At 61.5% G+C, this 18,190-nt stretch carries 18 protein-coding genes; 6 read left to right on the top strand and 12 right to left on the bottom strand.

The window, feature by feature from the left end; translation table 11 throughout:
* From SB764_RS27630 to SB764_RS27610, 5 genes are all read left to right on the top strand, one after another.
* A partial coding sequence (locus SB764_RS27630; protein ID WP_410865721.1) for an LLM class flavin-dependent oxidoreductase occupies positions 1-390 on the top strand: 390 nt, incomplete at its 5' end.
* Between the two features lie 12 nt (positions 391-402).
* On the top strand, positions 403-1,872 hold the full coding sequence (locus tag SB764_RS27625) for an aldehyde dehydrogenase (protein WP_065060818.1): 1,470 nt from the start codon (positions 403-405) through the stop codon (positions 1,870-1,872).
* Positions 1,873-1,984: 112 nt separating this feature from the next.
* Positions 1,985-3,400 (top strand): purine-cytosine permease family protein, encoded by a 1,416-nt coding sequence (locus tag SB764_RS27620; RefSeq protein ID WP_234774673.1) that lies wholly within the window; start codon positions 1,985-1,987, stop codon positions 3,398-3,400.
* A 309-nt stretch (positions 3,401-3,709) separates the two neighbouring features.
* The gene (locus tag SB764_RS27615; RefSeq protein WP_065060819.1) at positions 3,710-4,174 is read left to right on the top strand and encodes a hypothetical protein; all 465 of its coding nucleotides are present in this window, start codon (positions 3,710-3,712) and stop codon (positions 4,172-4,174) included.
* Positions 4,171-5,025, top strand: a complete 855-nt coding sequence (locus SB764_RS27610; protein ID WP_065060820.1) for a DUF2145 domain-containing protein — start codon at positions 4,171-4,173, stop codon at positions 5,023-5,025. The genes SB764_RS27615 and SB764_RS27610 overlap by 4 nt, the downstream gene beginning before the upstream one ends.
* 72 nt (positions 5,026-5,097) lie before the next feature.
* On the opposite strand, the gene SB764_RS27605 is transcribed toward SB764_RS27610, so the two are convergent.
* The 9 genes from SB764_RS27605 to SB764_RS27565 all read right to left on the bottom strand — a co-directional run bounded on the left by SB764_RS27605 (position 5,098) and on the right by SB764_RS27565 (position 15,021).
* The gene (locus SB764_RS27605) at positions 5,098-6,258 is read right to left on the bottom strand and encodes a porin (protein WP_410865719.1); all 1,161 of its coding nucleotides are present in this window, start codon (positions 6,256-6,258) and stop codon (positions 5,098-5,100) included.
* 157 nt (positions 6,259-6,415) lie between these two features.
* On the bottom strand, positions 6,416-7,123 hold the full coding sequence (locus SB764_RS27600; protein WP_074982051.1) for a GntR family transcriptional regulator: 708 nt from the start codon (positions 7,121-7,123) through the stop codon (positions 6,416-6,418).
* Positions 7,124-7,135: 12 nt separating this feature from the next.
* Positions 7,136-8,233 carry an ABC transporter ATP-binding protein gene (locus SB764_RS27595; protein WP_074982050.1) on the bottom strand — a complete coding sequence of 366 codons (1,098 nt, stop codon included), beginning with the start codon at positions 8,231-8,233 and terminating at the stop codon, positions 7,136-7,138.
* 31 nt (positions 8,234-8,264) lie between these two features.
* Positions 8,265-9,059, bottom strand: a complete 795-nt coding sequence (locus SB764_RS27590; RefSeq protein WP_065060824.1) for an ABC transporter permease — start codon at positions 9,057-9,059, stop codon at positions 8,265-8,267.
* Position 9,060: 1 nt separating this feature from the next.
* Positions 9,061-9,942 (bottom strand): ABC transporter permease, encoded by an 882-nt coding sequence (locus SB764_RS27585; protein WP_110327268.1) that lies wholly within the window; start codon positions 9,940-9,942, stop codon positions 9,061-9,063.
* Positions 9,943-10,004: 62 nt separating this feature from the next.
* The gene (locus SB764_RS27580) at positions 10,005-11,036 is read right to left on the bottom strand and encodes an ABC transporter substrate-binding protein (RefSeq protein WP_410865716.1); all 1,032 of its coding nucleotides are present in this window, start codon (positions 11,034-11,036) and stop codon (positions 10,005-10,007) included.
* Positions 11,037-11,219: 183 nt separating this feature from the next.
* On the bottom strand, positions 11,220-12,176 hold the full coding sequence (locus tag SB764_RS27575; RefSeq protein WP_074982046.1) for a flavin reductase family protein: 957 nt from the start codon (positions 12,174-12,176) through the stop codon (positions 11,220-11,222).
* 435 nt (positions 12,177-12,611) lie between these two features.
* The gene (locus SB764_RS27570) at positions 12,612-13,295 is read right to left on the bottom strand and encodes a GntR family transcriptional regulator (protein ID WP_065060826.1); all 684 of its coding nucleotides are present in this window, start codon (positions 13,293-13,295) and stop codon (positions 12,612-12,614) included.
* A 436-nt stretch (positions 13,296-13,731) separates the two neighbouring features.
* On the bottom strand, positions 13,732-15,021 hold the full coding sequence (locus tag SB764_RS27565; protein WP_410865714.1) for an NAD(P)/FAD-dependent oxidoreductase: 1,290 nt from the start codon (positions 15,019-15,021) through the stop codon (positions 13,732-13,734).
* A 123-nt stretch (positions 15,022-15,144) separates the two neighbouring features.
* Here SB764_RS27565 and SB764_RS27560 point away from each other — a divergent pair, with 123 nt between their 5' ends.
* The gene (locus tag SB764_RS27560) at positions 15,145-15,894 is read left to right on the top strand and encodes a class I SAM-dependent methyltransferase (RefSeq protein ID WP_410865712.1); all 750 of its coding nucleotides are present in this window, start codon (positions 15,145-15,147) and stop codon (positions 15,892-15,894) included.
* A gap of 75 nt (positions 15,895-15,969) precedes the next feature.
* Here SB764_RS27560 and SB764_RS27555 read toward each other — a convergent pair whose 3' ends face one another.
* The 3 genes from SB764_RS27555 to SB764_RS27545 are packed head-to-tail and all read right to left on the bottom strand — an operon-like array spanning position 15,970 to position 18,189.
* On the bottom strand, positions 15,970-16,410 hold the full coding sequence (locus SB764_RS27555) for an excinuclease ABC subunit A (protein WP_074982043.1): 441 nt from the start codon (positions 16,408-16,410) through the stop codon (positions 15,970-15,972).
* Between the two features lie 18 nt (positions 16,411-16,428).
* Entirely contained in the window at positions 16,429-16,887 is a 459-nt protein-coding gene (locus SB764_RS27550; protein ID WP_065061014.1) for a signal peptidase, read from the bottom strand.
* Positions 16,888-16,944: 57 nt separating this feature from the next.
* Positions 16,945-18,189: a beta-ketoacyl synthase N-terminal-like domain-containing protein gene (locus SB764_RS27545; RefSeq protein ID WP_410865709.1), complete on the bottom strand. Its 1,245-nt coding sequence runs from the start codon at positions 18,187-18,189 to the stop codon at positions 16,945-16,947.
* Position 18,190 lies beyond the last annotated feature (1 nt).

The raw sequence follows: 18,190 nt of genomic DNA, 5'->3' as shown, positions 1-18,190 counted from the left end.
AAATTCAGCGAGATGCCGCGTCCGCAAATCATGCTGCTGCGCCACACTTACGTGGCGAGCAGCGAAGACGACGCGCAAGTGGCCGCCGACGAAGTCAACGTGTTCTACAACTACTTCGGCGCGTGGTTCAAGAACGAGCGTCCGGTCAGCAAGGGCATGATCAAGACGCTGAGCCCGGAAGAAATTGCCTCGCATCCGTTCTACACGCCGGAAGCGATGCGCAAGAACAACGTGATCGGCACGCCCGAGGAAGTCATCGCGCGCCTGAAGGCCTACGAGAAACTCGGCTTCGACGAGTACTCGTTCTGGATCGATACGGGCATGAGTTTCGAGCGCAAGAAGGCGTCGCTCGAGCGGATGATCAACGACGTGATGCCTGCGTTCAAGTGAGGTCGTGATTCCATGAGTGTTCATTTTCAGCTGTATATCGACGGCCAGTTCGAATCCGGCGCCGCGACGTTCGGCAGCGTGAATCCGGCCACGGGCGACGTGTGGGCGCAAATGCCCGAAGCGCGCCGCGACGAAGTGAACCGCGCCGTGAACGCGGCGAGCCGCGCGCTCAACGACGCTGCGTGGGCGGGACTCACGGCATCGGCGCGCGGCAAGCTGCTGCATAAACTCGCCGCGCTCGTCGAACAGGCCGCGCCGCGACTCGCTGAAATTGAAACCAACGATACCGGCAAGATCATTCGCGAGACGTCGAGCCAGATTGCGTACGTCGCGGAGTATTACCGCTATTACGCCGGTATCGCCGACAAGATCGAAGGCAGCCATATTCCCGTCGACAAACCGGACATGCAGGTCTGGCTCGAACGTCAGCCGGTGGGTGTGGTGGCCGCGATCGTGCCGTGGAATAGCCAGTTGTTTCTCTCCGCCGTGAAGCTCGGCCCCGCGCTCGCCGCGGGCTGCACGGTGGTGCTCAAGGCATCGGAAGAAGCGCCCGGTCCCCTGCTCGAATTCGCGCGACTCGTGCACGAAGCGGGCTTTCCGCCGGGCGTGGTGAACGTCATTACCGGCTTCGGCGCGGAATGCGGCGCGGTGCTCAGCAGTCATCCGAAGGTCGATAAAGTGGCCTTCACGGGCGGCCCGGACACCGCGAAGCATATCGTGTCGAACACCGCGAACAACCTCGCCAAGGTCTCGCTCGAACTCGGCGGTAAATCGCCGTTTATCGTGTTCGCCGACAGCGATATTCAGAGCGCGGTGAATGCGCAGGTCGCGGCGATTTTCGCGGCGAGCGGTCAAAGCTGCGTGGCGGGCTCGCGTCTGTTGATCGAAGCGTCGGTGAAGGACGAGTTTCTCGCGCGGCTGGTCGAGCGCGTCTCGCGCATTCGCGTGGGTCTGCCCAACGACATGGCGACGGAATACGGCCCGCTGTGCACCGAGCGTCAATTGCGCAACATCGAAGCGGTGGTCGAACGCTCCGTGAAGCAAGGCGCGAAAGTGCTCGCGGGCGGCAAGGCGCTCGATCGCGGCGGCTTCTATTACGCGCCGACGATTCTCGATTGCAGCAGCGTGCCCGACGCGGACAGCATCACGACCGAACTGTTCGGCCCGGTGCTTTCGGTCGACACGTTCAGCACCGAGCAGGAAGCGATCGAGAAAGCCAACAGCACGGCCTATGGTCTGGCTGCGGGCATATTCACCACCAATCTCACGCGCGCGCATCGTGTGTCGAAACGCGTGCGCTCGGGCATCGTGTGGATCAACACGTATCGCGCGGTGTCGCCGCTCGTGCCGTTCGGTGGCTTCGGTCTTTCGGGTCATGGACGCGAGGGCGGCTTCGCGGCGGCACTCGAATATACGACGACCAAATCCGTATGGCTGCGCACCTCGGACGAGCCGATCAGCGATCCGTTCGTGATGCGTTAGGCGCGCACAGCGGCTTCGTGCAGGCTGCCCGCCGCGAAGCCGCAACAAAGCATCAAGGCGGCTCGCGCCACACACGCTGATGGCAGCATAGCCAGGCAATAAAGATGGAGACATGATGACCAACACGACGAACGACAACAGCGTTCTGACCATCGAAAGCAATTCGATCGAATACGTTTCGCCTGAACATCGGCACGGCAAGCCTGTCGATCTGTTCACCTTGTGGTTTTGCACGAACGTCGCGCCGCTGGCGGTAATTTCCGGCGCCACGTCGGTTCTGATTTTTCACCTCGATCTTGTAAGCGCGATTCTCGCGATTGCGGCGGGGCAATTCTTCGGCGCGATTTTTCACGCGCTCACCTCCGCGCAGGGCCCGCTCGTGGGCGTGCCGCAAATGATTCAAAGCCGCGCGCAATTCGGCCGCTACGGCTCGCTGCTTGTGGTCGGTTTCACCACGCTGATCTATCTCGGCTTCTTCGTGTCGAACATCATTCTCGCGGGCAAGACGCTGCACGCTGCGGCGCCGCCCGTACCCATTCCGCTCGCGACGGTGCTCGGCGCCGTGTTCGCCACGCTCGTGGGTGTGATCGGCTATAACTTCATTCACCGATTCAACAAGATTGGCGCGTGGTTCATGGGCGGCGCGCTCGTGATCGGCATGATTCTGATGGTGCCGAGCCTCAACGCCAGCGTGCTCCAGCAAGGTCATTTCAATCTCTCGGGCTGGTTCGCGATGTTCGGTCTGTGCGCCGTCTGGCAAATCAGTTTCGCGCCCTATACGTCCGATTATTCGCGCTATCTGCCGGAATCGACGGGTTTCGCCAAGACGTTTGCATTCACGTATTTCGGCACCTCGCTGGGCACGATCTTCGCCTTCGTATTCGGCGTCATCGCTGTGAGCACCGGACACGCCACCGACGCGATGCAGGCCATCCGCACGCAAACGGGCATGTTCGGCTATGTGCTGATTTTTCTTTTCCTCGTCAACATCATTGGCCACAACGGCATGAATCTGTATGGCGGCGTGCTGTCGTGCATTACCGCCGCGCAGACGTTCCGTCCCAGCTGGACGCCCGGCCGCAATGTGCGCATTGGCGTGTCGGCGATTTTGCTGGTGGCGTGTACCGCGACCGCGCTGTGGGCATCGAGTAACTTCATCGCCATTTTCCTGACCGCGATCTTCGCCATGCGCATCGTGCTCGCACCGTGGATTGCGATTAACCTCGTCGACTTTTATCTGGTGAACAAGCGGCACTATCTGGTGTCGGAAATCGTCAGCAGCACGGGCGGCATGTATGGCGCGTTCAACGTGAAAGCGCTGGCGCTGTACGTTTTCGGTATCGTGATTCAGGTGCCGTTCATGGAAGAGAGCTTTTTCCACGGTCCGTGGGCTTCGCTGCTCGGCGGTGCGGATATCTCGTGGATGGTCGGCCTCGTCGCCACCGCCCTCGCCTATTATCTGCTGGCGCAGAATGGCGGTTCGCGTTCTCCGCGCCGTTCTACCGCAAGTGCAACGGCATCGGAATAAACGCTTCACCTCGATTTACCGTGCTGAAAAAGCCGGCTCGTTGATCAAACGAGCCGGCTTTTTTATTGGCATCTCAAATGACAGTCGCCGTTTTCATGCACGTATTGGTCGCGCTAAGACTACCCCAGCGTGGGGTTATAACAGCCCGCGCTTCATGGTTCATGAGTCGCACTGTCCTGGTTATGCCACCGTCTTGTCGCGCAACAAGGTCCCGCTCGTTTCGCGTTGCCACCCGGACAACGATACCGCACGATCCGCCGGCTCGCTGTGTTCGTCCGAGCACTTCGAATCACATGACCGGGAGGAGCCGTGAATTTCAAGAAGACTTTTCTTATTGCCTCGATGACCAGCCTCGTTGCGACGGGGTCCGCACCCGCGTTTTCGGAGAACGCATCGCAAACGAGTAGCGCCGGTGCGCTTTCAATAGCCGCCTCTCCGCTGATTTCCATCACGGGCCACCCATTTGAAGGCTCAGTAACGGGTGCCACAGGTTCCGGGCTCATTGTCTCCAGTATTGTCGAAGGCACGACCGACACACTTACAGTGGTATTCAAAGCTGTCGCAGACGGCAGCAAAGCAACGGTAGCGGTGTCTACCAATGCAGCCAGGAAAGCGGGCTTGTCGGTGGGCGCCGCCGTGAACGTCGTCTCGGAAGCTACCGGTTATGCGCTGATTGCTTCCGGCCAACTGCTAGCCTTCATTCCCAACGAAGCGGGCAAGGCATTACTGCACCACTCCCGTGTGGACGCCGAATCCGGGCTGGTATCCGAATGAAACGCATTGTGAAACGCGGCGTGTTGCCCTTTGCCGCCGCCCTGCTGCTTGCCAGCCCTGTCTGGGCCGGACAAGGCTGCAGCGATAAACCGCTCGAACCCGGCACCGTGCGCATTGCATTGCAAACCGCTGCACAATTGCAACAGCAACTCGATCAACGAGCCCCCAAAGTGGCGCTCGTTGCCCGCGTGGGACAGGATTTGTCGGAATATGGCTTGCGCTATTCCCACATGGCCTTTGTCGCACGAGGGTCCGCCGGCGAACCGTGGCGGATCAGCCATCTGCTCAACGATTGCGGACAAGCGACATCGGCGCTCTGGCGCGAGGGTTTGGGCAATTTCTTCCTTGACGACATGTTTTCGTTCGATTCGCTACTGATCGTTCCTGATGCGAAAATTCAGGATCGTCTGGAAAAGCTGCTGCGTAATCCAGCGGCGCTGGAGCAAATGCATTCGAGCAGCTACAGCATCGTCGCGTATCCGTTTTCCACGCTGCACCAGAATTCCAATCAATGGGTACTGGAGATCCTGAGCGAAGCGCTAAGTGGCCAGCAGTTCGTAAAGCGCGCCGACGCCCAAGCCTGGCTAAAGCGCTCTGCGTATCAGCCCGATGCGTTGAAAATCAGCACGCTCAAGCGTCTTGGCGGCCGCATGTTCAAAGCAAATGTGGCATTCGACGATCACCCGATTGATCAACGCGTGACGGGCAATATCGAGACCATAACGGTGGACTCGACGGTTCGGTTTTTAGAAAGTGCCGCGCCGCAAACGCAGGTAATTCCGATCTCCGCACCGCAAATGGTTGAGTTGCCGTTGCGAAACGCTACCGCAAGTGCAACGGCATCGGAATAAACGCTTCACCTCGATTTCCCGCGCTGAAAAAGCCGGCTCGTTGATCAAACGAGCCGGTTTTTTTATTGCCGATCAGAACTGGTGATACATGCCGATGCGCACCATCGTCTGATGATTGTTCGACGATGCCGACGCCACCGAGCCGTCGAAGATATCGGCATTCGATGCAGCGCCCGCGGCCTTCTGCCAGACGCCCATCGCGTAGATCGACGTGCGCTTCGACAAGGCATACGCCGTCGTCAGCCCAACCTGGTGGTAAATCGGAATCGCCTGGTTGTAGCCAATGTTGCCGTGCGTGTAGACGTATTGCGCGCCCACGTACCATGCGGACGTGAGGTTGTAACGGCCCCACGCTTCATAGTTCGTGAAGATGACCGTGCCCTGCGTGCCGTTCGCCTCGTTGAACTTGGTGTTCGTGTAGTCGAGGCCGAGCGTGGCCGAACCAAGCGCGTAGTTGATGGCCGCGCCGAAAATCTGTTCGTTGGCCGGGTTGCCCACGTAGCTGAACGGACCGCTCGCACCGATTTCCGCGCCCGTGGTGTTGCTCACGTAATTGCCGTCCGTGAGCAGCGCGGCAGGCTGCTTCGCAAACAGATACGCGCCCGCAATCGTAAAGCCGCCAAACGCGTAGTTTGCGCCGATGCTCCACAAACCCGTCGTGCCGCGTCCGGCCGCATTCGTATTGGTAAAGGAATAGAGGCCGCCAAAAGTGAGGCCGCCAATCTTGGGGCTCGCGTATTTAATCGCGTTATCGACGCGGAAGGAATTGTCGGTATTGTCGATATCGCCGGCGTGCACGAGCGGGCCGCCCAATTGGCCCGGCGCGGTAAGCGGCTGGAGATAATCCACCACTGAGTCGTATTGCCGCCCGAGCGTAACCGTGCCGAAGCGCGTGTCCGACAGCCCCACATACGCCTGGCGTCCAAACAGGCGACCGCCCTGACGCATCTGGCCATTCTCCGTGCTGAAACCGGATTCGAGCCTGAACAGCGCGCTCAAACCGCCACCGAGATCCTCGGTGCCTTTCAAACCCCAGCGGCTGCCGTACGCGCCGTCGTACGTACCATCGCGCATGCGCCACAGCGAATGGCCGCCGCTATTGCTCACATAATCGATCCCTTCGTCGATCACGCCATAAAGCGTCACCGACGATTGAGCATGCGCATTCGCCGCGACCAATGCGCTAGCGCCCACGACGCACGCGACGGATAATCTGTTACCCCGATTTTTCATGCCTTCTTCACTCCTCGTTGAATGCGCGCGTACCCCGCCGCGAAACGGACGAACGCGCGGTTGTTGCGATACGTGATGGACGATCTATTTGCAGTACAAATTAATCAGACGATGCGCGATGCGACTCCGTTAGCAGGAGTCGCACCGGTTCATACGATCAACTGGCGCGCCTCAACAAGACTTGCTCTTGTCCGCCTGCCAGCAGTTTTTCGGCGATTTCGGCAACACGGCGCACATGGGCGATAGCCGCGCCGCGCGCCGCTTCGATATCGGCAGTGCGGATCGCCGCGAGGATCTGATGCATTTCCTGCACCGCCTGATCGCCGCGATCGTCGGATGCAATCGTGAGCGCGCGCAGCCGGTTGATTCTCGCCGTGAGCGATTGCACGATCTCCCACGCCACAAGCTTGTGTCCGGCGACGAACATGCGCTCGTAGAACGCCGTCGTGAGCGCGCGCACCGCACGATGATCCTGCGCGTGAAAGGCTTGCTGAATCTCGCCGACGCGTGCAGAGAGTTCCGCAATGGTCGCGGCGTCGGCATAGTGCGCGCAGGCCGCAGCCGCTTCGCTTTCGAGCAGGCCGCGAATCTCGTAGATTTCGGCCGCCGTCGAGAGATCGAGCACGGCGACGATCGGCCCCTGGTTAGGCAGGATATCGACGAGCCCTTCCGTTTCCAGATGGCGCAGCACCTCCCGCACGACGGTGCGGCTCACGCCGAGTTCCTCGCAAAGCGCGCGCTCGACCAGCCGGTCGCCCGGCAGGAAACGCGCGTCGAAAATGGCGCTGCGCATTTTCTCGAGCGCGAGTTCCCGCAACGTGATGGTCCGGCGCTCGACCTTCAGGGACGCTGACGTGTCTTGCATCGCGACTCCCGATTAAGCCTGCGCGAACAATCGCACGTCGCGCGTGTCCCAATCGATCCACGCATGCGTGCCGATGACGATGCCGCTGTCGCGATGATCGCCCGCCGGCATACGCACCGACATATCCTGCTCCCACGGCGTGGTCACCGCGTAGTGCATCGCATCGCCGAGATAGGTGATGTCACGCACCGTTACCGGCAACCCGGCCGCTTGCGTCGCTCGATGCGCGGCTTCTGTGGCGCGAATGCGGATCTGCTCGGGGCGCACCATCAGTGTGCCATCACCGCCCACGGGAAGCGGGATATCGCTGGCCGCCGCGACAGCGTGACCGCTAGGAAACACCGCGCTCGCCTGTTCCGCCGCGCGGCCCGTGATACGCACCGGCAGAAAATTCGAATTGCCGATGAAATTCGCCACGAAACGCGAAGCGGGATTCGCATACAGCTCCTCGCCGGTTCCGCATTGTTCGATGCAGCCTTTATTGAAGACGGCAATGCGATCGGACAGCCGCAATGCCTCTTCCTGATCGTGCGTCACGTAGAGAATCGTCACGCCGGTTTCCTGATGGATGCGGCGCAATTCGAGTTGAATCTCTTCACGCAATTTTTTATCGAGCGCGGAAAGCGGTTCGTCCATCAGCAGCACCGGCGGGTCGTATGCGAGCGCGCGCGCAATGGCCACGCGTTGCTGCTGACCGCCCGAGAGTTGCGCGGGCATACGATCGCGAAACTCCGAAAGATGCACGAGCGCCAGCATCTGTTCGACTTTCTTTTTGATTTCCGCTTCGGGACGGCGGCGAACGCGCAGCGGAAACGCCACGTTTTGACCGACCGTCAAATGCGGAAACAGCGTATAACGCTGAAACACCATGCCGATATTGCGTTTATTCGGTGCGACCGACAGCAACGGTTTGCCATCGAGCAGCACGCGGCCTTCGGTCGGCTCCTGAAAGCCCGCGACAATATAAAGCGTCGTGCTTTTTCCCGAGCCCGACGGCCCGAGGAAGGTCATGAATTCGCCCTTGCGCACATCGAGCGAAACCTGATCGATGGCGACAACGTCGTCGTAGGTCTTGCGCAAGCGCTGGATTTGCAGGAATGCGGAAGTCATGGCGGGTTACCTCTGTACTCGCGAGATCGGTTTAGCGCGCGCGGCGCAATACGGCGCCGGCCAACATCAAAAGCGTCGTGAGTCCGACGAGCAGCGAAGACGCTGCCGCCACGACGGGTGTCAGGTCCTGGCGCAGCGTCGCCCAGATGCGCACAGGCAGCGTCTGCAAGGTCGGGCTCGACATGAAAATGGACACCACCACTTCGTCCCACGAAGCGAGGAACGCGAAAATCGCCGCGGCGAAAAGACCCAGCCGGATGGCGGGCAAGGTCACGCGCAGTTTCACTTCGAGCGGCGACGCTCCGCAAATGAGCGCGGCATCTTCGAGCGCGGTGTCGAAACTCGACAGCGAATTGCTGATCGAGATAATCGAAAACGGCAGCGCGATAATCACGTGACCAATTACGAAACCGGTCATCGTGCCGTTCAGGCCAATGCGCAGAAAGAACGCGTAGAGCGCGACGGCCAGCACCACCACGGGCAACACCATCGGCGTGAGAAAGAACGCTTTGACAGCACTGCGTCCGCGAAATTTTCCGCGCACCAAGGCAAGCGAAGCGAGAAAACCGATCAGCACGGAAAGCACCGTAACGATCACCGCGAGCTTCGCGCTCGTCAGCAGCGAATCGAGCCAGCCCGGATCGGTGAACAACTGGCGATACCACTCCAGCGTCCAGCCCGGCGGCGGAAAAATCAGCCACTGCGAATCGCCGAACGACAGCGCGACGATAAACACGATCGGCAATAACAGAAACAGGGCGACGGCAGCGCCGATCGCGAGCAACGCCCAACGCAGCGCGCCCAGACGGTCGAAATCGAGCAACATGTCAGAGCCCTCCGTTGGCGCGCGCGCCGCCCGTGAACCGCAATTGCAGGGCGTACAGCGAGAGCGTGACGGCGAGCAGCACGAAAGCCGCGGCGCCGGCGAGTCCCCAGTTCAACAGTTCCTGTACCAGTTGCGCGACGAGTTCGGCGAGCATCATGTATTGCGCGCCGCCGAGCAGCGCCGGTGTGACGAAATAGCCGAGCGCCATCACGAACACCATCAGCGCGCCCGAGGCGATGCCGGGCATCGCCAACGGCACGAGAATGCGCCAGAACGCCTGCCAGCGACTCGCGCCGCACACGGCCGCCGCGCGCAAGGTGGACGGATCGATGCTGCGCAGCGTGGCGTGCAGCGGCATCACGAGAAACGGCAACATAATGTAGGTCATGCCGATTGTCACGCCGACGAGATTATTCACGAGCGCCAGCGGTTCGCTGATGAGTCCGGTCGCCATCAGCAGGCGATTGATCGGCCCCGTTGCCTGCAGCAACACCATCCACGCAAACGTGCGGGCGAGCAGATTGGTCCACATCGAAAGCAGCAGAATCGAAAACAACAGCGAACTCAGTTTGCGCGGCGCAATGGCGAGCAGCCATGCAGTCGGAAAACCAATCGCCACTGTCACCACCGTGACGACCGTCGCGACGAGAAAGGTATTGCCGAATACGCGCAAATACGTGGACGAGCCGAGCAACTGCTCGTAGTTATGCAGACCCGGCGTGGGCTCCAGCACGCTGCGCAACAGCAGCGACAGCACCGGCAGCATGAAAAAGATCACGAGGAGCACGATCCCCGGAATCAGAAGGCGGATGTTGCGCCAGTCGCGGCGCGCGCGCGGCGGCCGCGCCGGCGGATGGGCGACGGTACTCAAAGCGTTCGGCATGATGTCTCCTGCGGTCTCCTGCAGCCATTCAATCGCGATACGGTGCGATCAGGCGCGTGTCGTTATTTCGATTGCCAGGCGTACCAGCGCTTCGCAATCGCGTCGCGATTGTCGGCCCAATACTTCATGTCGAGATCGATCTGCGACGTCTTGTACTGGTCCGGCAAGGTCTTCGCGACCGCTGCCGGCATCATCGCCGCCGACTTCACGTTGATCGGCGCATAGCCCGTGTCCTGCGCGAATTTCGCCTGCGCCTGCGGGCTCGTCGCTACAGCGAGAAACTTCATCGCTTCGGCCTTGTGCTTCGCGCCCTTGGGAATCACGAGCATGTCGGCGGCCGTCAGGTTCTGATTCCACGACACGCCCACCGGCACGCCCGTCTGTTCGAGCGCATGCAAGCGCCCATTCCAGAACATGCCGATAGGCGCTTCGCCCGAAGCCAGCAACTGCTGTGATTGCGCGCCGCCGCTCCACCAGACGATGCTGCTCTTGATGGTGTCGAGTTTCTTGAATGCGCGATCGAGATCGAGCGGATAAAGCTTGTTGGGCGGCACGCCGTCGGCGAGCAAAGCGATTTCCAGCACGCCCGGCGCGGACCATTTATAGAACGTGCGCTTGCCGGGGAATTTCTTCGTATCGAACAGGTCGGCCCAGGTTTGCGGTTGCGCGCCCTTGAAATTCGATTTGTTGTAGCCGAGCACGAACGAATAATAAAAGCTGCCGACCGCGCTGCCGCTCGAAAAACGCGGATCGAGATCGGCCTTCTTGACAACGTTGTAGTCGATCGGCTCGATCAGCCCGGCCTTTTGCGCGGCGTAGGCGAAGTCGCCTTCCACGTCCACGACGTCCCAGTTCACGTTGCCGCTATCCACCATCGCCTTGAGCTTGCCGTAGTCGGTGGGACCGTCCATCAATACGTTGACGCTGCTGGATTGCGTAAAGGGCTGCGCCCAGTCCTTCTGCTGCGAAGACTGCGTGGTGCCACCCCAACTCGTGAAGACGACCGGGTCCGCGGCGAGAGCGGGCGTTGCGGCAAAAGCGGCCGCGCACAGTGCGATCAGCGGCGTCATCATGAGGGTGCGTGTGCTGTTCATATCCATGTCCTTGGGAATCGGTGGTGCTCAATCGTGTAACGGTCGGGCCGGCGCCGAACGTCGCGTGGGCTTCATTTTTTGCTTCATTTACTTTAATTCGTGATCCTGATTGTCATACCGGTTTGCGATCCGCTTTTCGGTCGCTTTTCAGCCGTGTTTTAGTCGCTCCACTGCCGCACGCGATCAGTGAGCCACGGCAAGTGCCTGAACCGTGCCAGCTTCGTTATCGCCGACATAAATACCGAAAGCGTCCTCGCTGCGTTCGCGCACATAGCGCTGCAACATCGCGCGCACGGCTTCGTCGCGCAGTTTGCTCCACGGAATCTGCGAGAGCGGAACGATATGAATCGCATTGTCCATCATCGCCGCAGCGCTGCTGTTCACGCGGCCGCGGTAATACACCTGCACGCTCGACGACGGCCCTTGCCCCGATTCGAATACCGCAAACAGGAAGTCGAGATGCGCCGCGAGGCCGAGTTTCGCGAGCACGCCGCGCAGGCTTGCCGCGTCGCTTGCCGGTTCGAGTTTGACGCCTGTGGGCAACTGGAATCCGTCCGGCGTTTCCAGCAGGATCAGACCGTCACGATGTTCGAGGATCGCGCCGACCTGCGCGCGCGCACCGGTTGCCGCCAGCGCGTCCTGCGAGAGACTGAAATTGACGTAGGCGCCACGGCAATAACCAAGCGGCGAAGCATTCGTATGCACGAAATCCACCACGCGCCCAATCAGAATGATGTGATCGCCCGCGTCGACGACTTCATGCGTGCGGCAATCGAATATTGCCGCCGCGCCGTCCATCACCGGCGCGCCGGTCGCGCGGGCGCGCCAGTCCACCTGATCGAATTTGTCGGCCGATTTCGACGCGAATACGCCGGACACGCCCTTCTGGCTTTCCGCAAGCACGCTGACCGCGAAGTGATCGGTGGCGCAGAACACACCGTGACTCGACGCCGTCTTCGCAATGCACACGAGAATCAACGGCGGATCGAGCGACACCGACGTGAACGAATTGGCCGTGAACCCACGCGGCGTACCGTCCGGCTGAATCGTGGTGACCACCGTCACGCCGGTGACGAATGCGCCCAGCGCGCGACGAAACTCGGCAACATCGAAAATCGGTTCGATATTCGGCTCAGACATGATGCTCTCCACGATTCCAGATATTCGCTAAACGGCTTTTATGGCGGTGCGGAAAAATCGTTCATTCGCATTAAACCGAATGACGAATCCATTCCTGTCTTTGCGAATGAAAAGCTTCGCTGCGATGCCTTGCGTACCGGCTTGCCCTGCCGCCGTCGCCCACCCTCCCGTCGATACGGAAGATTATGGTATGCCATACTATCGACTACCACGGGACCTAAATATTATGGAATACCATAAGTAGACGCAGCACGCGGCTGGCACGAATGCCGCCGACCGACGGCGAAGGAAAGGTGCGACGAATGGGGAAGCGCTGGCGATGGGAAGACAGGCGCCGCTACGCCAGAAAGCGCGCTGGCCGCGCCTGCTGACGTGCGAAGACAGGCCGCCGGACAGTCAGCCGGCAGCCAGAGGAGGTGGAGCGTTAGCGGGAAATCAGGCTTCGGGGGCTTCGCCGCGCGCAGCCAGGGCGGCCAGCGCGAGTTCGGCCGTCCGCTTGATGTGCGCGATCGAGGCCGCGAACGCCGCGTCGCCATCGCGTCGCTCGATTGCGTCGAGCATCTTGTTCATCTCGCGATTCGACTCGCCGCTGCGCCCAGGCGTGGCGATTGTCAGCGCCCGCAGCCGGTTGATGCGCGCATTGAGCGTCTTGACCACGGCGAGCGACACCGTCTTGTTCGCGCCTTCGAACAGCGCCTCGTAGAAGCGCTCGGTGTGCGCGAGCACGGTCGGCAGATCGCCGGACTTGAACGCGGCCTCGATCTCCTTGCGAATCTCGCGCAACGATTTAACGAGTTCGGGCGTGGATTGTTCGGCGCAGGCGCGCGCGGCGTTCGCCTCGAGCAGGCCGCGCAACTCGTAAATCTCGCTGACCTGAGCGGGATTGAGCTGCGCGACGACCGGCCCCTGACGCGCGATCACTTCCACGAGCCCTTCCGTTTCCAGGTGCCGCAGAACCTCGCGCACGATGGTGCGGCTCACGCCCAGTTCATCGCACAGCGTGCGTTCGACAAGACGCGCGCCCGGCTTGAAATAGCCTTGCACAATGGCGTCGCGCAGCTTATCCAGCGTCAGTTCCCGAAGGGTTTTGGTTTCGCGGACGATTTTTAGATCTGACATAGGGCGCGTAAGGTGAACGGAGAGAAATAGCCGGACGACGACCATTCGCCGACTTGGGATGCCATATTATCCCTCATACGGAAAGAGCGCCAGTTTTGTAAGCTATTTTCAATGTTCCGCGTCGGGCAGCCCTTGACCTGCAAAACCACAGCGCGGTGGCTTTTGAAGGGCGGCGTTGGGTGCGGTTGACCGTTAGTTGCAACGTTGGGCGGATAGAACGAACCGGCAATACGTTGATCTCCACGCCCGGCCATCGCACCTTAACAACCTTGCAGAAGCCGGGAACATGAAAACGAGCTATTTAATTCGCAATGCCTGTTATTAAAATTTGCATCGGCATCGGCTCGTTGCGCAAATCAGATTCTTCGCGCGCGTGGACATGAAGCGCCCCAACTGCCGCATCAAACCCTGACCTTCCCGCACCCTCCCCGCCACCTCACATCCGCAAACACGCCTCATGCAGCGTATTGAGCCGGCGCACCGGTTCCGCCACATACGGATTGCTCTCGTCCCACGCATAACCCGCCAGCACGGAGCTGATCATGCGGCGAATCAGCGGCGTTTGACGTGGATAATAAATAATGTCCTGCAATTCGCCCGTGTACCAACGCTCGACGAAAGCACGGAACGTGTCGATGCCCTTGCGCAGCGGCACATCGTATTCGGCGTGCCAATCCACGGTTTCGCCGTTCAGCACGCGATCCACCACTTTCGCGGCCATATGCGCGGAACGCAGCGCGATCGTCACGCCCGAAGAAAACACAGGATCGAGGAACTCGCCCGCATTACCGAGCAGCGCATAACCAGCGCCGTGCAAACGCTCGACATTCGCCGAATACCCGCCGATCTGGCGCACCGGCATGAGGAACGGCGCATCGCCGATCAAACGATTGAGCGTCGGTTCCTCGCGAATCAGCGCACGCAGGCGCGCTTCGCGCTCGGCTTCCGGCAGATCGAAGAACGCGGCTTCCGCCACGCAACCCACCGACGAGCGCCCGCCCGCCAGCGGAATCATCCAGAACCACACATCGCGATGCACCGGATGCGTCGCGACGCAAATCTTGTTGCGATCGAAATCGTCGAGCGCGAGGCCATCGCGCACGTGGCTGAAAATCGCCGCGCGCGTCGGCAAACCGGTCGGCGCTTCGAGATTCAGCAAACGCGGCAGCACGCGGCCGAAACCGCTCGCGTCGAGCACATAACGCGCGTGCACTTCATAGCGCGTTTCGCTTTCGTCGATGACTTCGAGCACCGGCGCATCGCCCGGATGCATCGCCAGCACGGTGTGACCGAATCGCACTTCCGCGCCCTGTTTTGCCGCACACTGGATCAGCAGTTCGTCGAACTTCGCGCGCTCCACCTGAAACGTCGTGCCCCAACCCGGCGAATGTTTATCGCGAAAGTCGTACGCCGTCGCCTGATCGCGCCACACGAACTGCGCGCCGTTCTTGTACTGGAAACCGGCTTCGACCACGGCCTGCAACATGCCCGCTTCTTCGAGGTATTCCATGCTCTGCGGCAGCAGGCTCTCGCCGATCGAAAAACGCGGAAAATGCTGACGTTCGAGCACCAGCACCGAACGCCCGCGTTTGCGCAGCAGTGCAGCCGCCACCGCACCCGAAGGACCGGCGCCGATGATCGCCACATCGACGCGCTCGCTACGGCCCGAGCCTTCCAATTGACTGTTCACTGCCGCTTCGCGGCGCTGTTCCCGGCTCTGTTCCATGCGTCCCTTCCTGTGCCTGGTTTGCGCGATGCGGATTCGTTGGCGAGTTCATCGCCTCGCACACCACGCTTGCTATTACAATGCCCGTTCTTGTTCACGACCGAATATGCATCGGGGAAAAATATGTCGGTTTCCGAATCAAATGTTGTGCCGTTCGTGCCGGAGACGGCCTTCGGCATCTGGTTTCTCCGCACCCACACGTGGGAGCATCATGTCCTGCGCGTGGCGATCAACGACCTCAAGCGCCTGATCGATCAACCGCTGCCGCACGCGCCCACGATCGTCGACGTCGGCTGCGGCCAGGGCAAGTCATTCCGTTTGCTGGCCGAGGCGTTTCGCCCGCGCCGCATCGTCGGGATCGACTTTCGCGAAGCGTCGCTCGATCTCGCTCAACAAGCGGCACACGCGGTTCAGCAGCGAGCGGCATCACCGTCGCAAGCGCACATCGAATTCGACGTGCTGCACGGCGACTGCGCGAATCTGCCGCTGCCGTCGGGCAGCGCGGACATCGTGTTCTGTCATCAGACGTTTCATCATCTGGTCGAACAGGAACGCGCGCTCGCGGAATTCCATCGCGTGCTCAAGCCCGGCGGCGTGCTGCTGTTCGCCGAATCCACCGAAGCCTATATTCGCTCGTGGGTCATTCGTCTGCTTTTCCGCCATCCGATGCAGGTGCAAAAGAGCGCCGACGGTTACCTTGCCATGATACGCCACGCAGGTTTCCGCTTCGCCGAGCACAATGTCTCGCTCCCTTATTTGTGGTGGAGCCGCGCGGCGGACTTCGGCCTGTTCGAGCGCCTTGGGCTGCACCATCCGAAGCCTGGCAAGCGTCGCGAAACGCTCGTCAACGTGGCGGCGGTGAAGGCGCAGTAATCCGCTCGACTCGGTGCGGCGCGCGCATTATCACGCGCAGTCACGCGCCGCCGCCCGAAAAAAACTAAAAAATAATTACTTCGCGCCCTTCAACGCCACCACGTCGCCCACCAGCGCCACGCCCGCGATCATCGCGCCCGCGCCGCACGTGAAGTCCGTCGGGCTTTCGGTCAGGTTGTTACGGTAATTGCTCTTGATGTTGATGACCGCGTTGCCGCCCTGCTGGCGCGCGCGCTCCTGAAGCTCGCGCACCGCCGAAAGAAACACGTGCTGACACGCTTCTTCATCGCTCTTGTTGAATGCGTTCGTCTTCTTGTTGGTCGCGATCGTACCCATCGTCTTTTTCACGGCCGGATGCTTCTGGCCCGCGAAGTACAGCGCAATATCGTCGCCCACTTTTCCCGGTTCACTTTGCAGCGCTTGCGCCACCGGATACGTGTCCACCGTATCGCGCGCCCAGGCGTGCGTCGTCACCAAAGCCGCGCAGAGCGCGGTCGTCATCCACAGCTTGTTCATTGTGACTCTCTAGTTGGATCAATGGGCCTGCAGCACCACGAGGTCGCCCTTCACGGCAATCGCTGCCGCGCTCGGGCTCACGCCGCAGGTGAAGTCGGTCGACGAATTCGATTCGTTCTCGTGAAAGCGCGTCGTCACGTCGATAACGGCGTTCGCGCCCTTCGCACGCGCGTCGTCGCGCAGCTTGTCGATCGCGCTGGCGAGCGCCTTGTTGCACGACACGTCGGCGCCATCGGCGGAACGCGCGATACGCACGGAATGCGACGCTTCGCCCACGCGGCGCGCGACATCCGCGTGCGCCTCTTTGCCGAAGTAGACCGCGACTTTCGCGCGCTCCGCCGCTGCCGTACTAAATGCATCAGTCGGCGCCGCGGACAGTGCCGGCTGAATCGGCAGCGTCTTCAACTGCGTACCGCAAGCAGCCAGCGCGAGGCTGGCGAACGTGGCGGCGGTGAGCGTAAGGCGTGGTGTTCTCATAGTTTTCCTCGTGGTTTTCAGGAGCGCCTGCAACGTCATGACGCGTTCAAGATGCGCTCATGACAGATTCAGCGTGCGAAACATCAGGCTGGCGCAACTGCCGCCAAACCCGAACGACACCGACATCGCCGATTCGATCCGCGCCTCGCGCGTGACGCGCACGAGCGGCATGCTCGCGGCCAGCGGATCGAGTTCGCCGATCCCCACTGAGCCCGCGAGATGACCGTCGCGCATCATCAGCAAGGTGTAGATCGCTTCGTGCGCGCCGCACGCGCCGAGCGGATGACCGCTGAGCGCTTTCGTCGACGAAAATGCGGGCACGTCCGCGCCGAATACGTCACGCAGCGCGAGCAGTTCCTCGACATCGCCCGAAGGCGTGGAAGGCGCATGCGTGTTGATGTAGTCGGGACGGCACGCGGACTCCGCGAGCGCCGCGCGCATCGCGCGCGCGATGCCGCCCGCTTGCGGCGCGACCATCTGCGCGCCATCCGTGCAATGGCCGAAACCCGTCAGCTCCGCGTGGATGCGCGCGCCGCGCGAGCGCGCATGTTCGAGCGATTCGAGCACCAGCACGCCCGCGCCCGAGCCGATCACGAAGCCGTCGCGCTGCGTGTCGTACGGCCGCGACGCGCGTTCGGGCGTGTCGTTGAAGCCGCGCGAGAGCGCGCCCATCGCGTCGAACATCAGCGTCATGTTGTCGTGCAGCGCTTCGCTGCCGCCCGCGAGCACGATGTCCTGGCGGCCGGTCTGGATCAGTTGCATCGCCTGGCCGATCGCCAGCGCGGACGTCGTGCACGCCGACGACGGCGAGTACGTCACGCCTTCCATACCGAACACGTGCGCGAGATTCGCCGACGCCGTGCTGCTCATCGCCTGCGGCACCGTATAGGGCGGCACGCGATCCACGCCGCGCGAATTCGCGCACGCCATCGCCGCGTCGTAGGCCGACATCGTGCCGACGCCCGAACCCACCACCGCACCCACGCGCGGCTGCCGCAACACGGCTTCGTCGAGCCCTGCGTCGTCGATGGCGCTGCGCGCCGCGTGACACGCAAAGCGCGCCGTGTCGCCCATGAAGCGCTCGGCCTTGCGCGCGAACGGCGTCTCGTCGTCCACCGACGCGACCGCCGCCACCTGGCTTCCGAAGCCGCGCTCTCGCCACGCCGCCATGCGAGTGATGCCGCCGCGTCCTTCGCGCAGCCGCGCGGACACGCCGTCGAGCGTGTTGCCGAGGCACGAGACGATGCCCATGCCCGTCACGACCACGCGCTGCAATCCGTTCGATGCCAACCTTGCCTGCATG

This window comes from Paraburkholderia sp. SIMBA_027 (assembly GCF_046535315.1).
GTDB lineage: Bacteria > Pseudomonadota > Gammaproteobacteria > Burkholderiales > Burkholderiaceae > Paraburkholderia > Paraburkholderia tropica.
The sequence above is the reverse complement of the archived record's forward strand: the minus strand, read 5'-3'. Positions and strand labels throughout refer to the sequence as shown.

Coding starts and splice junctions, on each gene's coding strand:
- SB764_RS27625 (WP_065060818.1), top strand. CDS start 403: ATGAGTGTTCATTTTCAGCTGTATATCGACGGCCAGTTCGAATCCGGC.
- SB764_RS27620 (WP_234774673.1), top strand. CDS start 1,985: ATGATGACCAACACGACGAACGACAACAGCGTTCTGACCATCGAAAGC.
- SB764_RS27610 (WP_065060820.1), top strand. CDS start 4,171: ATGAAACGCATTGTGAAACGCGGCGTGTTGCCCTTTGCCGCCGCCCTG.
- SB764_RS27605 (WP_410865719.1), bottom strand. CDS start 6,258: ATGAAAAATCGGGGTAACAGATTATCCGTCGCGTGCGTCGTGGGCGCT.
- SB764_RS27600 (WP_074982051.1), bottom strand. CDS start 7,123: ATGCAAGACACGTCAGCGTCCCTGAAGGTCGAGCGCCGGACCATCACG.
- SB764_RS27595 (WP_074982050.1), bottom strand. CDS start 8,233: ATGACTTCCGCATTCCTGCAAATCCAGCGCTTGCGCAAGACCTACGAC.
- SB764_RS27590 (WP_065060824.1), bottom strand. CDS start 9,059: ATGTTGCTCGATTTCGACCGTCTGGGCGCGCTGCGTTGGGCGTTGCTC.
- SB764_RS27585 (WP_110327268.1), bottom strand. CDS start 9,942: ATGCCGAACGCTTTGAGTACCGTCGCCCATCCGCCGGCGCGGCCGCCG.
- SB764_RS27580 (WP_410865716.1), bottom strand. CDS start 11,036: ATGAACAGCACACGCACCCTCATGATGACGCCGCTGATCGCACTGTGC.
- SB764_RS27575 (WP_074982046.1), bottom strand. CDS start 12,176: ATGTCTGAGCCGAATATCGAACCGATTTTCGATGTTGCCGAGTTTCGT.
- SB764_RS27570 (WP_065060826.1), bottom strand. CDS start 13,295: ATGTCAGATCTAAAAATCGTCCGCGAAACCAAAACCCTTCGGGAACTG.
- SB764_RS27565 (WP_410865714.1), bottom strand. CDS start 15,021: ATGGAACAGAGCCGGGAACAGCGCCGCGAAGCGGCAGTGAACAGTCAA.
- SB764_RS27560 (WP_410865712.1), top strand. CDS start 15,145: ATGTCGGTTTCCGAATCAAATGTTGTGCCGTTCGTGCCGGAGACGGCC.
- SB764_RS27555 (WP_074982043.1), bottom strand. CDS start 16,410: ATGAACAAGCTGTGGATGACGACCGCGCTCTGCGCGGCTTTGGTGACG.
- SB764_RS27550 (WP_065061014.1), bottom strand. CDS start 16,887: ATGAGAACACCACGCCTTACGCTCACCGCCGCCACGTTCGCCAGCCTC.
- SB764_RS27545 (WP_410865709.1), bottom strand. CDS start 18,189: ATGCAGGCAAGGTTGGCATCGAACGGATTGCAGCGCGTGGTCGTGACG.